Here is a 16,424-nt window from a genome sequence, read left to right as displayed (position 1 = left end):
ATTTCCGCCGTGCTGTACTAGTGAGTTAGTAGTGCGTAGGCGTAGCCTGGCGTAGACATCGCAGTTTAATGGATTGGCGGAAGTCCCCACCCTTAACGCCAGTAAAATAAAGAGATATAAGAGCGATCGCCTGTATGAGCTACTGCCTTAATCCCCATTGTCCCAAACCGGAAAATCCCAATCACGTCAATTTTTGCGTGACTTGCGGTGCAAAATTACTCCTCAAAGAACGTTATCGTGCTATCAAACCAATCGGACAAGGTGGTTTTGGCAAAACTTTCTTAGCTGTGGATGAGGATAAACCCTCAAAACCACGCTGCGTAATTAAGCAATTTTATCCTCAATCTCAAGGCACTAACACGCTGGCAAAAGCCGTAGAGTTATTTAATCAAGAAGCGGTGCAGTTAGATGAATTGGGTAAACATCCCCAAATTCCCGAACTACTGGCATATTTTACCCAAGAAGCTCGGCAGTATCTTGTACAAGAATTTATCGACGGGCAAAACTTAGCCCAGGAAGTAGCACATAGAGGCGCTTTTAGTGAAATAGAAATCTGGCAATTATTAAATGATTTATTACCAGTATTGCAATTTTGTCATGCTAGACAAGTAATTCACCGCGATATTAAGCCAGAAAATATTATTTTACGCGAGAGCGATCGCAAACTAGTATTAGTAGATTTTGGTGCTGCTAAATCTACCACTGGTGCTGCCTTAAATAAAACTGGTACTAGTATTGGTAGTCCAGAATATGTTGCCCCTGAACAAATGAGAGGTAGGGCTATTTTTGCCAGTGATATTTACAGTTTGGGTGCGACTTGTATTAATTTATTAACAGTGCGATCGCCTTTCGATTCTTATGATATCAACAACGATACTTGGGTATGGCAGCAATACTTGCAAACTCCCGTAAGTAATGAGTTGAGTCGCATTCTCAACAAGATGCTAGAAAGTATCCCAATTCGGCGTTATCAAACAGTAGATGAAGTTCTCAGAGACTTAAATAAATACTTGCCAGTAGCATCAAAGCCAGCGATTGCACCAAAACCTATCCCTCAATCACCACCAAATTATTCACCTGCTTTTGTATCGAAATCTCCTAGTCAACTTGAGAAAGAATTAGAAGAAATGAAAACCCAATTTATGGGTAACAACAAACCTCAACCAAATAAAATACAGCCACCAAACCCCACACCTCAGCCAACGAGTAAAAGCAAAATAGATGAAGAATTAGAAGAGTTAAAAGCTAAGTATCTTGGTAATAACAATCCTTAAAATTTATCTGGTAAAATAAACGCTATATTTTGCGTTTCTACATAATTAATCGTCCTCTAGATTAATTAGCCCCTGTTATTACTGTCTGACTAATGATGCTGAGAAAACTGTTAATTAGACATCTCCAAAATAGTCGCATTACCCCTCGGTTCGAGCAGATAATTCCTTTCATGAGCTTACCCTACACTCATATTTATACCTGTAAACTCCAGTTATGTACGCAAAAACCCATGATTTTTTGTTCAGGATTATCTTCTAAAGATTCTTCTGCACCATAGAAGGCAATACCTTTAACATGCGATGATTCAGAAGGATAATGCATTTCATCCCCGCTATCATATTCAAGCTCAACATACTCGCTTAAATCCGAAACCTTAAAGCCGATTTCAAATTTATCCAAAAATTTTCCTTGGTAGCCCTCAAACACAAAAATCTCGAATAGAATATCATCTGAATTGAATTCAAGAAGTACAACCCTATTTTTATAATAGAAAACTTTATGTCCATCTAACTTCTCAGAATCTGAGCAGATTTTCTGACATATCCAGCCATCCGACTTAGATAAAGCTTCGTTGATATTAATTGATTTCAATCCTTTTTCTCTCTTCTCTCTTTCTTCTTGGAGATTGACAACCAGATTAGGCTCACTAAGATCAGGTATTGATGAAAGATGTTGTCCAATACTAAATCCTGCTGCGGAAAGTCCAGGGATAATTTCAGCCCACAAATCAAGTCTGGCCATTAATTTGTCCCCTCTCCAATAACTTTAAATTCTTTACCGATATATTCTATGCAGTTTCATCTGGAATGACATTACCTCTGATCTTTGAAGTGTATAAACCGAGGGAAAGACTACAACCAGGAGATAAATATTTAACAACTTAGCTGGTGGAGGAAAAGTCGTTTTGATTCCAAAAATTGGATAATTTATTTTTTGGAGTTTCCTAAAAAGAAAGTGACTCTGAAACTCAGAGCCACCCTTAAAACTGTATTCTGAAACTTTTTAACTTTTCACAGAATCCTGATGTAGATGTGTGAAAATTTACTTCTTAGCTTCAGCAATAGGTACCCATTCAGTATGGAAACTTCCGGGCTTGTCAAGACGCAGGTAGGTATGTGCGCCAAAGTAGTCGCGTTGTGCTTGAGTTAGATTTTGAGGTAGGCGATCGCGGCGATAGCTGTCAAAATAATCCAAGGATGCGCTAAATGCGGGTACTGGAATTCCTACTGTTGCGGCTGTCGCAATCACTTCCCGCCAAGCAGTCTGTCTGTCGAGAATTGTCTGCTTAAATTCGGGAGCTAACAGCAAGTTAGGCAAAGCTGGATTTTCGCTAAAAGCCTTCTTAATCTTATTCAAAAAGCGAGCGCGAATAATACAACCACCTTTCCAAATCCGCGCCATTTCGCCCAGATCCAAATTCCAGTTATATGTTTTTGAAGCTGTGGATAGCAATGCCATCCCTTGAGCATAAGAACAGATTTTTGAACAATAAAGAGCATCACGGACTTTGTTGATAAAGTCCTTGGTTTGCCCGTTATACTTGCCACTGGGGCCTGTAAGGACTTTAGATGCTGCAACCCGCTCCTCTTTAATGGAAGATATAATCCGGGCATTAACTGCTGCTGTAATTGTAGGAATAGCAACTCCCAATTCCAATGCAGTTTGCACAGTCCAGCGTCCAGTTCCCTTTTGACCTGCTGCATCAACAATCAAATCCACTAGGGGTTTATTTGTTTCTGGGTCAAGATATGGGAAGATATTCTTCGTAATCTCAATTAAAAATGAATCGAGTTCATCGGTGGTGTTCCATTCAGCAAACACCTCATGTAGCTGATTATGGTCTAATCCAGCGACATTTTTTAGCAAGTCGTAGGCTTCAGCAATTAGCTGCATATCGCCGTACTCAATACCATTGTGTACCATTTTGACATAGTGGCCAGAACCACCAGGGCCAATGTAGGTTACACAAGGGCCATCATCGACTTGGGCAGCAATTTTGTTGAAAATTGGTGATAGAAACTCGTAAGAGCTTGTTGTACCTCCAGGCATCAGTGAAGGCCCATTTAGCGCTCCTTCTTCACCGCCACTGACACCCATACCAAGATACCGAAGCCCAGCGGGTTCTAATTCCTGAGTGCGTCGTTCCGTATCTTCAAACCAAGAGTTGCCACCGTCGATAATGATATCGCCTTCCTCTAACAAGGGTTTGAGTTGAGCAATTACCGCATCCACTGGCTTACCAGCTTGCACCATTACTAGAATTTTGCGGGGACGTTCCAATAAGGCAACGAATTCTTCTAGAGTAAAGGCGGCTTTGACGTTCCGTCCTGGCGCGCGCTGCGCCATAAACGCATCCGTTTTTTCTCGGGAGCGGTTGTAAACTGCAATTGGGAAGCCATTGCGCTCTACGTTTAGAGCGATGTTCTCACCCATAACGGCTAATCCAATCACACCAAAGCTTTGTAGTGTCATAAAAAATTTCTGGCTAACTCTTGCAGATCCTTTTACTTTAAGGGTAGTCCGATATTTTCCCTTCTCTCCTAAAGAAGACCTTAAGACTTGATATAAACGACAAAAATCCACAACTAACATGGATAATTAATTTTAAATTGTATCTAAATCAACAATTGACTGGCAAAATTTGCAAAATTGAAATAATTAAAGGACGCAGTAAGGAGTAACCAAATAATGCTGGCATTTGTCCTAGCTTTGGTAGTGGGTCTTGGTAGTTTAGCCATTTACATAGCAGCTTTCTTTTTCCCAGAAATCCACCGCAAGAATGACTTTATCTGGAGTGGCGTAGGATTATTCTACGCTTTAGTCTTATGGGTGTTTGCGCCACGCATTACTGGGGGTTTGTTGCTGGGTCATGTGGCTAGTGTGGCTCTTTTGGTCTGGTTTGGCTGGCAAACTCTATCATTACGTCGGCAATTAACCCCACAGGCACAACAAACCCAAGTACCCAGTGCTGAGACGGTAAAAACTGGCATTCAAGAACAGGTGAATAAGTTGTCCCTTCAGGAACGGCTGGGCCAGTTGCAAAAAGGTCTTGGTACTACCTTCAGTGGCGCGAAAGACAAGGTGCAGCAGACTGTGAGTAAAAAGACACCCACAACCCCCAAACCTGAAGATATTACTTCTGTACTGTCAGAGAAACCTGCTATTGAGATTATTGACAAAACTATTGTCATACCAGAACCACCAGCAAAGGAGACAGTTACTACCGAAACCGAAGCAAAAACTGAGATTGTACCAGAAGCGATTCCACCACATCCCCCATCTCCTGACTTGGTGGAAGCCGCGCAACCAGATTTTGAAATTGAGGATAAGCAACCGATTCCCATAGAAGAAATTGCTCCAGATGCGGTACTCGCTCCCCCAGCAGAAACGCCACCTGAGCAAATACCGCCTAATCAACCTGGTTGAATGCGGTTGAATGCTGTGAAACCCAACGTTAACCTAATATAATGCTGGGTTTCACTATTTCCATCCGGCTATTTTAGGGCTAATTTCAAACGCTAATTCAGAACGATAGAAGCACACATCAAACGCTAAAAAGAAATTCATGTGTCCTAAAATCAATGGGGCGTTTCTATCTCTTGTCCAAGCAAAAACTCAGTGCAATCGCGATTTTCTTGCCCAATCATATTTTTTAGTTACCTGACTTTTTTGCTTGAAACGCTTGTAAATCAGGGCCTTTTAGGGAATGAAACAGCCCTGCTTCGGGAAGGGGGTTAGAGGGTTAAGTCTTATAACTTTTAATTCTGGTAGAAACTAAAATGGTACGTTACGGCTTTAGCTGTAACGCACCATAATTAAGATTCCCTAAAATTCATCTTGCGTATTAGTAAATATTTCCTTCTCTATTGAGTTGTTCATCATGCTTGGCAATAACCCAAATTGCATGAATACTACCTGGTAGCCAACCTAGAACTGTAAGCAAGATGTTAATAAACAGAGTTGGACCAACTCCAACAGTCAGGAAAACGCCTAAAGGAGGCACTAACAAACCTAGAAGAAAACGAACTAATTTCATGATTTTGCCGTATTTTTGTGATTTTCTTTAATTACATTCTGCTGAAAATACCGAATTAGGAAATCCACCTTCGGATATTTATTTGGAGTAGAGACATAATAAAATTGGTCTTTCTACTCCTTATAATACTTATCTAGAAGGTAATTCACCTTGGGTTTTTTCGCCACCGCTCGCTAACAGGTTTCTTTCAACAAAGTAGTTGTTAATGAAGGTGTTAGCAAAAGTTAGAATCACTGGCCCAAGAAGGAAACCAATAATTCCGCGAACTGCGAACCCAGGAACTAGGACTGCTGCTAACCAGAAACACAAACCGTTAACGACGAGCGAAAATGCTCCAAATGATAAAAAGTTAAGTGGTAGAGAAAGAGCAGACAAAACTGGTTTAACTGAACCGTTAATTAGACCAATTACTAAAGCAGCAATCATAGCTGCGGGAAAGTTAGCAATATTAACGCCTGGAACAACTAAATCAACAATCAACAGGCTCAAAGCTGTAGCTAGGGCGGTTAATAATGGTGTTAACATTTTTCTTACCTATCACTAAATATTTTTTGTAACTTCTTATCTCATCTTCAGCTATGTGCTAGGTTTTAACCTCTCTTGCAAGATAGAATTTGGTTCTATCGTTAGGCCGATCATTGAGAAAAATATAGCGGTTCCAATACTGCGTAGGTTTTACTTAAAAAAGCACTCCGAGTAGATTGGGTTGAGGAACGAAACCCAACATTTTCACGATTTTGTCGGGTTTTACTACCTTTAACCCAACCTAGAAATTTTCTTAACTGATTAGTATGCAATCACTCAGATTTTCCAGACTCAGGCTTATAGTAAAGGGCTGATTTATATAAGACTTGTTCTTGATGGGTTTCTAAAGTGCAATCAGACAAAGGATAAGTTACACAAGTAACAACATAACCAGCCTGTATTTCGCTGGGGCGCAGAAATTTTTGCTCACTTTGATCGACTTGACCATTAATAAGTTTAGCAATACACGCAGAACATTCGCCTTGTTTACACCCAGATGGTAGGCGGATACCAGCATCTTCCGCCATATCGAGAATATATTGATCGTCTGGTACTGGAATGGTGCGATCTAATCCAAGTGTAGGATTGATAAATCGAACTTGATAAACTGCCATCTGCTGTTTCTAATTATTGTTTAACTGCTTTCATCGATAAACTAATCCGTTTGAGTTTCTCGTTGATTTCTAACACCTGCACTTTGACTACTTGTCCAACTTTGACAATTTTGTTGGGATCGTCTACAAATCTATCAGCAAGTTGGGATATATGCACCAAGCCATCTTGATGTACGCCGATATCGACAAACGCACCGAAGTTGGCGACGTTCGTCACAATTCCCTCTAGTTCCATTCCCACATTTAAGTCCCTGATTTCCTTAATTCCTTCTCTGAAGGTGGCATACTTAAACTCAGCACGAGGATCTCTACCTGGTTTTTCTAGTTCGCTGAGGATGTCGCGCAGTGTGGGTTCGCCGACGCTATCGTTAACATATTTTTTCAGGTTGGTCTTTTTGAGCTTTTCGGCAATTTGTGTTACCTGATTTAATGGCACATTTAGATCGGATGCGATCACTTCTACTACAGAATAACTCTCTGGATGCACTGCTGTATTATCCAAAGGGTTATCACCGCCGCGAATCCGCAGAAAACCCGCTGCTTGTTCAAAAGCTTTTGGCCCCAACTTCGGAACTTTCAACAGTTGTCGGCGATTTTTAAAGGCTCCATGCTGGTTACGATAAGCGACAATATTATTGGCTACTGTTGCCGTAATCCCAGAGACGGATGTCAGAAGTTCTTTGGAGGCGGTGTTTAAGTCTACGCCGACGTAGTTGACGCAGCTTTCTACAGTGTCATCCAATTTCTTTTTCAACAACTTCTGATCGACATCGTGCTGATATTGTCCCACACCAATAGATTTGGGATCGATTTTCACCAGTTCCGCCAAAGGGTCTTGCAAACGGCGGCCGATACTAATTGCGCCGCGCACGGTAATATCTAAATCGGGAAACTCTTCTAACGCCACTTTACTTGCAGAATATATAGATGCGCCAGACTCATTCACCATCACCTTAACTGGTTTGCGTTCTATATTTTGTAGTACTTGCGTGACAAATTCCTCTGTCTCGCGGGACGCTGTACCGTTACCAATGGCGATTAACTCAATTTTGTACTTTTCAATCAGATTTTTGACAGTTTGTGCAGCTTTGAGTCGCTGTTCAGCCGCTTGGTGGGGAAATACCGCCTGATATTCCAAAAATTGTCCAGTTTGGTCAAGGACAGCAACCTTACACCCAGTTCTAAATCCAGGGTCTATCGCCAGCGTGGGTTTCATCCCTGCTGGTGCAGACAGCAGCAACTCCCGCAGATTAGTTTCAAATGTCTTGATTGATTCTATGTCTGCATAAACTTTTATCTCAGAAATAACCTCTCCCATTAGAGAGACTTTCATCAAACGATTGAATGCATCCTTCAACATTGCTTGATAAAAATCCCGAATTGTCCGTACTTTGGTTTTAATTTCTTTCGACTCTAGATAGTAAAGTACCGTATCTTCATCGAAAGCAATTTCAAAGCTTAATACTTTCTCCGTTTCACCCCGACACAACGCCAGCATATTGTGGGGTGCAATATTTTTTACCCTAATTTGATAGTTACGGTACATCTCAAATTTGGTTGTACCTTCAGGATAATCATCTTTGATGCGGGAGACAAATACCCCTTCTTCTAAAAGATAGTCGCGGATATACGCACGTAACTCAGCTTTTTCAGCTACTTCTTCCGCCAAAATATCAGCAGCACCTTTGAGCGCTTCTTCCGCTGTTTTTACTCCCTGCGTTTCCGAAATATACTTAGCCGCTTCTTCCTCCAAGGATACAATTGCAGCATTTTTGATGTTTAACGACTTGATGAAGTCTGCAAGGGGTTCGAGTCCTTTTTCTCTGGCGATAGTGGCGCGGGTGCGGCGCTTTGGGCGATAGGGTAAGTATAAATCCTCAAGTTCGGTTTTTTGTAAGCAGGATGAGATTTTGGCTTTGAGTTCATCTGTAAGTTTACCTTGTTGGGCGATCGCACTTAAAATCGCCGATTTTCGTTCTTCTAGTTCTGTTAAATAAGTATATCGATCAGCCAGTTCACGTAGTTGCACTTCATTCATCTCATCGGTGCGCTCTTTGCGGTAACGTGCAATAAAGGGAATTGTTGCACCCTCCGCCAAAAGTTCCAGCGCGTTTTGCACCTGATGGGATTTGAGGTTTATTTCAGTTGCCAGTATTTGAGGAATGTTCAGCATTAGATGTCTAAAATGAAAATGCTACTTCTAAAGGTAATATGCTAGATCCTTATCCTGGCGCAAGGCCAAAGTTTTAAGCTAATTTACCAGATGATTGCTCACAAGAGCACAATTGGCGAAATAGACAAAACACACCTACGCAAGTTTTATAACCCTTTCAATCCGCGTAGATGAATGAGAATTTGTCTATCACAGCGCAGCTTGGCTGAGTCGAGAGAACGGCAAAAGTAGCATCATCCACAGAAATTGTCTGTTCCTAAACACTATGCGAAATTGCGTAGCATTTCGCACCTAATTTTAAAGCCTGCTACGCACACCATCTACCACAAAAAAAGACTTGTCAAGCTTTTAGGCGCTTCATCTGTCGCAATAATTATTCCAATTGGCTTAATATATAACGTTGCGTAATCTTGATTTTCTATAATATTTATTTCGCTCGACTGTTGTAGCCAAAACCTTGTTGGATGTAAGATTAACCACACTTCCAAAAAATTTGTTCTAAAAACACTATAACCTTTAGTTCAGAGGTTAGTAAAATGCCTTTGTTTTTCTTGATACCACTATGTACTGCTTTAGCTACGGGCTACTTGTTCAAAAAGAGTAGTGATGAAATTGCATATCTTGCAGGTGTATTCGCAGCGATTAGCTTGATCTTAAGTTTAGTATTAGCACCTTGGCAGATTCAGTTTGGATTATTAATTATTGTCTTCGTCATTACCAACAGACTTTTGCAGGATAATGAGTCCAAACAATAGGAAAACAACCTAGAGAAACCTCTATCCAGCCAAGGAAACTTAGCGTTGTTTTTCTTGATACCACTATATACTGTTTTGGCTACTGCCTACTTATTCAAAAAGAGTACTAATGAAATTGCATACTTTGCAGCTATTAGCTTGATTTTAAATTTAGTATTAGCATCTTGGCAGATTCAGTTTGGATTGTTAATCATAATTACCAACAGACTTTTGTGAGGATAATGAGTCCAAACAATAGAAAAACCTCTACCCAGCTAAGGAAAATTGGCGGACTACTAGCTCTGTCCGAGATATGTGAATTTAGATGGAGATTTTTGTGGATAGATAGAAAACAATTCAAACTCTAGATTCTCATCTAAAATTCTGGCTGTAATTTGGTGTAAACTTGTGTGATCTTATCAGTGTAAGTACTGTTTTTCAAGCTTAAATTTTCCTTTGGTCAACTCTTAGCTTTGCATTTATCGAGTCTAATACTAACTTTTGACTTCTACAAGTTTAATACCCAGAAATTACTTCATAAATTTACAAAGTTCCCAGACAAAAATTCATAATAGAGGAGGATTTTTATTTTATGAAGTTTTTGTTTAAGTGTATTTGTCAGTAGATAAATTTTTGATAAAGTCTAACGATAAATTTGCAACATACCTTTCTCGTGGTATTCTAGTAAGTAATTACATGTAGCAATAAATTTGGAGAAAAAAGCCTATTTATAATTACAAAGAGAAATCAGGCAAACCTAATACTAAATGGTGTAAAAATATCTCAAATTCAATGCAACCAACGTCAACTTAAAGTTGATTAGCCAATGCTAGTTTGCATTTGTTGTTTTGTTAAAAAGGCTCCATTTGGACATTCAGGAAAATTCCCCATAAACCTGTAAAGCGTATTACTGTAGATTGATTTATCTCCTCTCTATGATTTACGCCGCCAGTTAAACTTGTATTACTTATTGCGTTCCCATACCCAAAAAGAGCACGTATACATACTCAATTTGAGTAAAAACCTTTACTTTTATAAATCGGCTTAATTGCCAGCCGAGATTACAGATATGTCTGTGAACCGGGAGAAATTTTATGATATGTCAGTATATTAATTAACTTTTCTGGAGCAAATAGAGAATATTTATCAATCCAGCTAGGTTTTATAACTTGAGAAGATCAATAGTATCTTTAAAAAATTTCTATAGCAGGATACAACTGATGAAAGTTAATGAATGGGTTAATCAAAAATTCTAGCAATCCATTTTGGTTTAGGTGCATCTGTTGAATATGTGGGTGCAATCAGAGTTCAGCATCAGCGATGTCTACGACTGGCTACACCTACGCACACTACAAACTTTGTGTATGTAGAGAGAATTTGTGACAAAGTTCTCAACCTTCCCTATTTCTGCATCCACTATTAGATTATCGCGATCGCACTAAAAATAGCGTTAGAGCAAAACTGGGTAGCGCAGAAAATATCTGTAATTCACAGTTGGGCAAACTCTAAATTGATTGTGCCAATTGCCAAGCAATAAACTGGTTTACTTGAGAGTATAACCCAGTAAAAAATTAAGCGTGCTTTAGTCCGAATCATATTGAACGCTGCCATGATAGAGCAACCTTGAATATTACATAGCATTTAGTTTTGAACTCTAGGGCATGAGCTTCAATGATTATTTTGATATCAGTCACTTCAGCATAGTCTTGCTAATTTTGCTGTCTATTTACTGAAGTGGAGGTCGATTTTTAAAGAAGGTATTGCTGAGATATTAAACGTTAAAAAAACTGATTTTTTACTGCCAAGTTCATACCTATCATCTTGAGTTAAGGCAAAGTACTATGAAATCTATGTCCCAAAATTCAAACTTTAAAATAATCCCTTATATTATTTTATTTGTAAGTATTTTATTTAGTATCAGCGGACAATTACTGATGAAAAACGCCATGATTTATACAAATGAGGGAGTATGGGCTTGGGATTTTCTTCAAAAATTGTCATTAGCTATTACTGTCTATTGTTTAGGTATAGTAAATTGGATATTGGCTCTGCGATCTGTAAAATTAAGTATTGCATATCCACTCACAAGTTTAAATTATGTCGGGATACTTTTCGGTTCATACTACTTTTTTAATGAGTTGATTACATTAACTCGAATATTAGGAGTCATCACTATCTTCTTGGGTGTTCTTTTAGTAGTTAACCCCATAAAAAAGCTCAATTTTAGATAATTAATTACTTCAAAGATTAAAAATGAGTATTTTTACTTGGATAAATTTAATGCTTGTTGTTTTGTTTGGAACAACAGCTCAACTTTCACTCAAGTATGGATTTTACATCTCTAACTCTAATAAAGGAGAAGGCGGATCTCTCAAAAATCTCTTATTATCTCGTTATTTTTTGATTTGGTTTATCTGCTATACATTTATGACTATATTGTGGCTTTATGTATTGCGGACAATTCCTTTAAGTCAAGCGTTTCCAGTTTTAGGATTAATGTATGCATTTGTACCAATTGCTTCTCACTATCTTTTAAAAGAAGAAGTTGTTTTTAGCCAGTGGTTAGGAATTTCCGTTATTATAACTGGCGTCATTCTAGTTGGACATTAATCTTTTATCATCAGATTATTAATATTGACAGTTTCGGAACATCATCCTCTAAAACATTTTCACAAAATCTAAATTTAATTTATGAATATAGGCATAGTTGGCGGAGGCATCACTGGGCTGGTATTAGCTCAACGTCTTTCACATCAAGGGCATAAAGTGACTGTCTTTGATAGTAACAAGCAGCTTGGTGGACTTACTACTTATCATGATTATGGATTATTTACCTGGGATCGTTTTTATCACGTTATCCTACCTTCTGATACTCATTTAATAAATTTTCTCAGAGATATTGGTCTTGGAGATAAACTACGTTGGCATCGAAGTTTAACAGGCTTTTACGATAATAAAAAATTTTATTCTATTAGTAATAGTATAGAATTCCTGCGTTTTCCTCTATTTGGGCTTATAGGTAAAATCAGATTAGCTTTTACTCTCCTATATGGTTCTCGTCTTAATAACTGGCGGCGCTTAGAGAAGATTTTAGTTGAAGATTGGCTATTGAAACTTGGTGGTCAAAACACATACGAAAAACTATGGAAACCTTTACTTTTATCCAAACTAGGAGAAAACTATAAGCGAATATCGGCAGTTTTTATCTGGGCTTATATCAAACGACTATTTTCAGCGCGCGATTCTTCATTAAATAAAGAACAACTTGGTTATGTCTCAGGCGGTTATAAAACTGTTTTTGACCATATAGAAAAATTAATTTCCGCGGCTGGAGGTCATATTCACAAAGGTGTTGCAGTTGAATATATTGCACCTCATCCAGGGGGTGGAATGTGGGTAGAATCTCAGGGTAAAAAAGAGCATTTTGATAAAGTCATCTTTACTGGGCCAGTTAATATCTTGCAACAGGTTGCTGCGAGGGGACTGGTGAAAGTTTCAGACACTACTGAAACAGTAGAATACCTGGGTGTAATCTGCATGGTACTGATTACTCGTAAACCTCTAGTTCCTTATTACGTAGTAAATATTGCCGATAAAAATATTCCTTTTACCGGAGTTATCGGTATGAGTAACTTAGTTTCTTTACAAGAGACAGCAGGGTATCACATTACATTCCTACCAAAATATATCCTTTCCACTGACCCGTTGTTAAAACAACCAGATGACGAATTACGCCCAATATTTTTCCAAGGTATACGTTTAATGTTCCCTGAACTTAAAGCCGATGACATTGTAGCAGCACATATTAATCGAGCGATTAAAGTACAGCCACTACAAGTTTTAAATTATTCCAGCCTTGTTCCAAAAGTGAGTACTGAAAACGATGATTTTTTCGTCGTCAATACCTCACAGTTGGTCAACGATAGCGTCAACAACAACGCAGTAGTTCGACAAGTCGATGAATTTCTCAAAAAATCAGCATTACTAAATTCTTGAAATTTGAGTAATCACACTTTATTTTAAAAATCACACGAGGTCTTTATGAGTCTTTTTGTTCTTTTACCTGCATATAACGAGCAAGAATCAATTCGACCCTTGTTCAAAAAGTTTCAAATATTGCAGCAAATCTTTAATATAGAGATAGAACTGATTCTTGTCGATGATGGCAGTAGCGATAAAACTGCTCAGACTGCAATAGATGAATCTCAATCACTAGGTATATTACTAAAATTAGTCCAACATCCCAAAAATGCTGGTTTAGGTCAAGCAATTAAAACAGGTTTCACGACTTTCTTAGAAATTTCCCAAGAAGGTGATTTTTTAGGGGCGATGGATTGTGATAATACTCAACCACCAGAACTATTAATAAAGATGTATGACACCATGATAGCTGGTAGTTATGATATTGCGATCGCATCTAGATATCGCAAAGGTTCTAAAGTCATAGGCTTATCAAAATTTAGAGAGTTGATGAGTTACGGAGCCAGCTGGCTTTTCAGAATTGCAGCCCGTGTACCAGGCGTAAAAGACTACACCTGTGGTTACAGACTGTATAATCGTACTTTCCTTACCAAACTGGATATGTATTATGGCGATAATTTATTCACTGAAAGTGGATTTGCTTGCATGATAGATTTACTGCTGAAAGCAAAAGCCCTCAAACCAAAAATCGTAGAAATTCCAATGGTTTTGAGATACGATGAAAAGCCGACTGCTAGCAAAATGAAAATTCTTAAAACTATTACTCGAACGCTAAAGCTCTTGTTTAAGAATCTAGCATCAACAGAGCTAAATTCCAATTTAGGTCAGGCTTTCAAAGAGCAAGAAACACTCAGAATTCCACTGAAAATGGCGAATCGTAAATAAGCCTGAGAAGAACAGTCTGGATTAAATTAAGTTAATCAGCAAACAATATTGCATATTTAACATGAGTTAGTCCTCAAGAAGCTTCTATATTCTCGCCATAGGTGAGTTTATCCTGTTCCACTCCTAACTCCTTTCGTTGAGAAGAGTGCTGGGTAAATACATAAGCGCAAGTGTATTTTATTGTACATTTATACTCTTAGCGGAGCTTTCCTCGCTCCGCTTTTGTATTCTGACTTCTGAATTCTTCGTCAAATAGCTCCAAATTTCTAGTCTGTGGGCGGATTTGCCAAAGCGTTGTAAAAGGGGAGGGAAATCCACACGCTTTTCTAGCAACTGTGGCTTTTGCTCATTTGTTAGACTGAACACACCAGGATTTTTCAGTCAAATCTCTGAACTACGCCAGCAGACGAGGCTACTCATGCTTACAAGTACGCTACTTCTTTCGAATCAACTTCCCACTCTCCAATATTCCTCCACACCAGAGCGTTTCGATGAAACCTGGGAAGCCCCACTGGCTACCCTTCTGGGGCTAGGACGCGCCGCTGGTGCTGACTTCATCGAATTATTTTTAGAGCGTCGCAACTATATTAGTTCTCTTGCAGAAGATGACGCTATCACGAGTATTTCACCCAGTTTGTCTACAGGCGCGGGAGTCAGAGTATTTCGCGGTAAAGCTGACTGCTACGTTAGCACCAATGACCTTTCGTTTTCCGGTTTGAAAGCAGCCTTAGAAAAAGGTCTTTCTATCTTGGGATTGCAACTACCCACTGCTAAGGCTTTCATCCCAGAAATCAACCTAGAATTACTCAGAGATTACGCCACCAAAAGAGGTAAAGATGCATGGCTACCTGTGTGTAGCTCCATCCGAGAAATGGGAGAAATCCTTCTTGATGGTACTGCCCACCTGAAGCAAAAAGCTAGCCACGTCCAATCGCGCCGTGCTACTTATTTCCGGGATTGGCAAGAAGTTTTAATCGCCGCTAGTGATGGGACTTTTGCCCGTGATATTCGCCTCACCCAATCAGTCGGATTTAACCTATTGTGTGCTGATGGTGCTAATCGTAGCTCAATTGGCGCTCGCGCGGGTAATACTAGCGATGCCAACTTCTTGAGAACTTGGGATTCTCAACAAGCTGCCGAGAAAATAGCAGAATCGGCTGGAAAAATGCTTTACGCAGATTACGTGGAATCTGGTACTTATCCTATCATTATGGCCAATCACTTTGGCGGCGTAATCTTCCACGAAGCTTGCGGACACCTACTAGAAACCACTCAAATAGAACGCAATACCACTCCCTTTGCTGACAAAAAAGGCGAAAAAATTGCCCACGAAAGTCTGACAGCCTGGGATGAAGGGCGGTCTGAAAATGCCTTCGGGACAATTGACATGGATGACGAAGGTATGCCTGCTCAAAGAACCCTATTAATTGAAAAAGGCGTTCTGAAAAACTTCTTAGCAGATAGAACAGGTTCTACACGCACCGGACACCCCAGAACTGGAAGTGGACGCCGCCAAAATTATACCTATGCCGCTGCTAGCCGGATGCGTAATACTTATATTGATTCTGGCGAATATAGTATTGATGAATTATTTGCCTCTGTTGATAAAGGTATTTACTGTAAAAAGATGGGTGGTGGTAGCGTTGGTGCTACAGGTCAATTTAACTTTAGTGTTGATGAAGCTTATTTAATTGAAAATGGCAAAATCACTAAACCGCTAAAGGGAGCAATTCTCATCGGTGAAGCCAAGGAAATCATGAATAAAATTTCCATGTGTTCTCAAGATTTGGAAATTGCACCGGGTTTTTGTGGTTCCGTCAGTGGCAGTATTTACACCACAGTCGGACAACCTCATATCAAGGTTGATTCTATTACCGTCGGGGGACGATAAGAATTTTAGATTTTAGATTTTGGATTTTGGATTGTGAATGAGCAGGAGTTTAAGGCTAGAACAAAGCAGCTGGGATTACGGAGCTAAATCAAAAGCTGATTTAATTGCCAAACTCAGTATCGTGGAAGAAGAAGCTGATGAAACGCTTTACTGGTTAGAGCTTGTTATTGAATCTGGATTAATGACAGCAGAAAAACTAAAAAGCCTAATGCAAGAAGCTAACGAAATTCTAGCTATGACTGTTGCATCAATAAAAACACTACGAGAAAAATATAAGTCATAACATCCAAAATCCAAACTCTAATATCAA

General features: G+C 39.2%; 15 protein-coding genes. 9 read left to right on the top strand and 6 right to left on the bottom strand.

What is annotated here, in order from left to right; all coding sequences use genetic code 11:
- Positions 1-134 precede the first annotated feature (134 nt).
- Complete coding sequence (locus HWQ43_RS04340) at positions 135-1,274, top strand: serine/threonine-protein kinase (protein WP_292730637.1); 1,140 nt, start codon at positions 135-137, stop codon at positions 1,272-1,274.
- Positions 1,275-1,467: 193 nt separating this feature from the next.
- Here HWQ43_RS04340 and HWQ43_RS04335 read toward each other — a convergent pair whose 3' ends face one another.
- Both HWQ43_RS04335 and gndA read right to left on the bottom strand, forming a co-directional pair.
- The gene (locus tag HWQ43_RS04335; protein ID WP_292730634.1) at positions 1,468-2,016 is read right to left on the bottom strand and encodes a hypothetical protein; all 549 of its coding nucleotides are present in this window, start codon (positions 2,014-2,016) and stop codon (positions 1,468-1,470) included.
- Between the two features lie 300 nt (positions 2,017-2,316).
- The gene (gene gndA / locus HWQ43_RS04330; protein WP_292730632.1) at positions 2,317-3,747 is read right to left on the bottom strand and encodes an NADP-dependent phosphogluconate dehydrogenase; all 1,431 of its coding nucleotides are present in this window, start codon (positions 3,745-3,747) and stop codon (positions 2,317-2,319) included.
- Positions 3,748-3,963: 216 nt separating this feature from the next.
- Here gndA and HWQ43_RS04325 point away from each other — a divergent pair, with 216 nt between their 5' ends.
- Complete coding sequence (locus HWQ43_RS04325) at positions 3,964-4,701, top strand: Ycf66 family protein (RefSeq protein WP_292730630.1); 738 nt, start codon at positions 3,964-3,966, stop codon at positions 4,699-4,701.
- Between the two features lie 418 nt (positions 4,702-5,119).
- Here the strand turns inward: HWQ43_RS04325 and HWQ43_RS04320 are convergent, their stop codons facing one another.
- From HWQ43_RS04320 to HWQ43_RS04305, 4 genes are all read right to left on the bottom strand, one after another.
- The gene (locus HWQ43_RS04320; protein WP_094353212.1) at positions 5,120-5,311 is read right to left on the bottom strand and encodes a YqaE/Pmp3 family membrane protein; all 192 of its coding nucleotides are present in this window, start codon (positions 5,309-5,311) and stop codon (positions 5,120-5,122) included.
- Between the two features lie 129 nt (positions 5,312-5,440).
- Complete coding sequence (locus tag HWQ43_RS04315; protein ID WP_292730627.1) at positions 5,441-5,836, bottom strand: phage holin family protein; 396 nt, start codon at positions 5,834-5,836, stop codon at positions 5,441-5,443.
- 272 nt (positions 5,837-6,108) lie between these two features.
- A complete protein-coding gene (locus tag HWQ43_RS04310; RefSeq protein ID WP_292730625.1) occupies positions 6,109-6,450 on the bottom strand; it encodes a 2Fe-2S iron-sulfur cluster-binding protein in 342 nt (113 codons plus the stop codon).
- Between the two features lie 13 nt (positions 6,451-6,463).
- Positions 6,464-8,623 (bottom strand): Tex family protein, encoded by a 2,160-nt coding sequence (locus tag HWQ43_RS04305; RefSeq protein ID WP_292730623.1) that lies wholly within the window; start codon positions 8,621-8,623, stop codon positions 6,464-6,466.
- 536 nt (positions 8,624-9,159) lie between these two features.
- Between HWQ43_RS04305 and HWQ43_RS04300 the strand changes: the two genes are divergently transcribed.
- The 7 genes from HWQ43_RS04300 to HWQ43_RS04270 all read left to right on the top strand — a co-directional run bounded on the left by HWQ43_RS04300 (position 9,160) and on the right by HWQ43_RS04270 (position 16,397).
- Positions 9,160-9,378: a hypothetical protein gene (locus HWQ43_RS04300; RefSeq protein WP_292730621.1), complete on the top strand. Its 219-nt coding sequence runs from the start codon at positions 9,160-9,162 to the stop codon at positions 9,376-9,378.
- Between the two features lie 1,913 nt (positions 9,379-11,291).
- Complete coding sequence (locus tag HWQ43_RS04295; RefSeq protein ID WP_292730619.1) at positions 11,292-11,588, top strand: EamA family transporter; 297 nt, start codon at positions 11,292-11,294, stop codon at positions 11,586-11,588.
- Between the two features lie 22 nt (positions 11,589-11,610).
- Entirely contained in the window at positions 11,611-11,967 is a 357-nt protein-coding gene (locus tag HWQ43_RS04290; protein WP_292730617.1) for an EamA family transporter, read from the top strand.
- An 81-nt stretch (positions 11,968-12,048) separates the two neighbouring features.
- Positions 12,049-13,353, top strand: a complete 1,305-nt coding sequence (locus HWQ43_RS04285; protein WP_292730615.1) for an NAD(P)/FAD-dependent oxidoreductase — start codon at positions 12,049-12,051, stop codon at positions 13,351-13,353.
- 45 nt (positions 13,354-13,398) lie between these two features.
- Positions 13,399-14,223 carry a glycosyltransferase gene (locus tag HWQ43_RS04280; protein ID WP_292730613.1) on the top strand — a complete coding sequence of 275 codons (825 nt, stop codon included), beginning with the start codon at positions 13,399-13,401 and terminating at the stop codon, positions 14,221-14,223.
- A 418-nt stretch (positions 14,224-14,641) separates the two neighbouring features.
- Positions 14,642-16,114, top strand: coding sequence for a TldD/PmbA family protein (locus tag HWQ43_RS04275; protein ID WP_292730611.1), 1,473 nt, complete (start codon positions 14,642-14,644; stop codon positions 16,112-16,114).
- 37 nt (positions 16,115-16,151) lie between these two features.
- Positions 16,152-16,397 carry a four helix bundle protein gene (locus tag HWQ43_RS04270; protein ID WP_292730609.1) on the top strand — a complete coding sequence of 82 codons (246 nt, stop codon included), beginning with the start codon at positions 16,152-16,154 and terminating at the stop codon, positions 16,395-16,397.
- Positions 16,398-16,424: the final 27 nt, after the last annotated feature.

The sequence above is a fragment of the Nostoc sp. JL31 genome (assembly GCF_017114965.1).
GTDB classification, from domain to species: Bacteria; Cyanobacteriota; Cyanobacteriia; order Cyanobacteriales; family Nostocaceae; genus Nostoc; species Nostoc punctiforme_A.
This window is presented reverse-complemented; position numbering and strand designations above follow the sequence as displayed.

Coding starts and splice junctions, on each gene's coding strand:
- HWQ43_RS04340 (WP_292730637.1), top strand. CDS start 135: ATGAGCTACTGCCTTAATCCCCATTGTCCCAAACCGGAAAATCCCAAT.
- HWQ43_RS04335 (WP_292730634.1), bottom strand. CDS start 2,016: ATGGCCAGACTTGATTTGTGGGCTGAAATTATCCCTGGACTTTCCGCA.
- gndA (WP_292730632.1), bottom strand. CDS start 3,747: ATGACACTACAAAGCTTTGGTGTGATTGGATTAGCCGTTATGGGTGAG.
- HWQ43_RS04325 (WP_292730630.1), top strand. CDS start 3,964: ATGCTGGCATTTGTCCTAGCTTTGGTAGTGGGTCTTGGTAGTTTAGCC.
- HWQ43_RS04320 (WP_094353212.1), bottom strand. CDS start 5,311: ATGAAATTAGTTCGTTTTCTTCTAGGTTTGTTAGTGCCTCCTTTAGGC.
- HWQ43_RS04315 (WP_292730627.1), bottom strand. CDS start 5,836: ATGTTAACACCATTATTAACCGCCCTAGCTACAGCTTTGAGCCTGTTG.
- HWQ43_RS04310 (WP_292730625.1), bottom strand. CDS start 6,450: ATGGCAGTTTATCAAGTTCGATTTATCAATCCTACACTTGGATTAGAT.
- HWQ43_RS04305 (WP_292730623.1), bottom strand. CDS start 8,623: ATGCTGAACATTCCTCAAATACTGGCAACTGAAATAAACCTCAAATCC.
- HWQ43_RS04300 (WP_292730621.1), top strand. CDS start 9,160: ATGCCTTTGTTTTTCTTGATACCACTATGTACTGCTTTAGCTACGGGC.
- HWQ43_RS04295 (WP_292730619.1), top strand. CDS start 11,292: ATGAAAAACGCCATGATTTATACAAATGAGGGAGTATGGGCTTGGGAT.
- HWQ43_RS04290 (WP_292730617.1), top strand. CDS start 11,611: ATGAGTATTTTTACTTGGATAAATTTAATGCTTGTTGTTTTGTTTGGA.
- HWQ43_RS04285 (WP_292730615.1), top strand. CDS start 12,049: ATGAATATAGGCATAGTTGGCGGAGGCATCACTGGGCTGGTATTAGCT.
- HWQ43_RS04280 (WP_292730613.1), top strand. CDS start 13,399: ATGAGTCTTTTTGTTCTTTTACCTGCATATAACGAGCAAGAATCAATT.
- HWQ43_RS04275 (WP_292730611.1), top strand. CDS start 14,642: ATGCTTACAAGTACGCTACTTCTTTCGAATCAACTTCCCACTCTCCAA.
- HWQ43_RS04270 (WP_292730609.1), top strand. CDS start 16,152: ATGAGCAGGAGTTTAAGGCTAGAACAAAGCAGCTGGGATTACGGAGCT.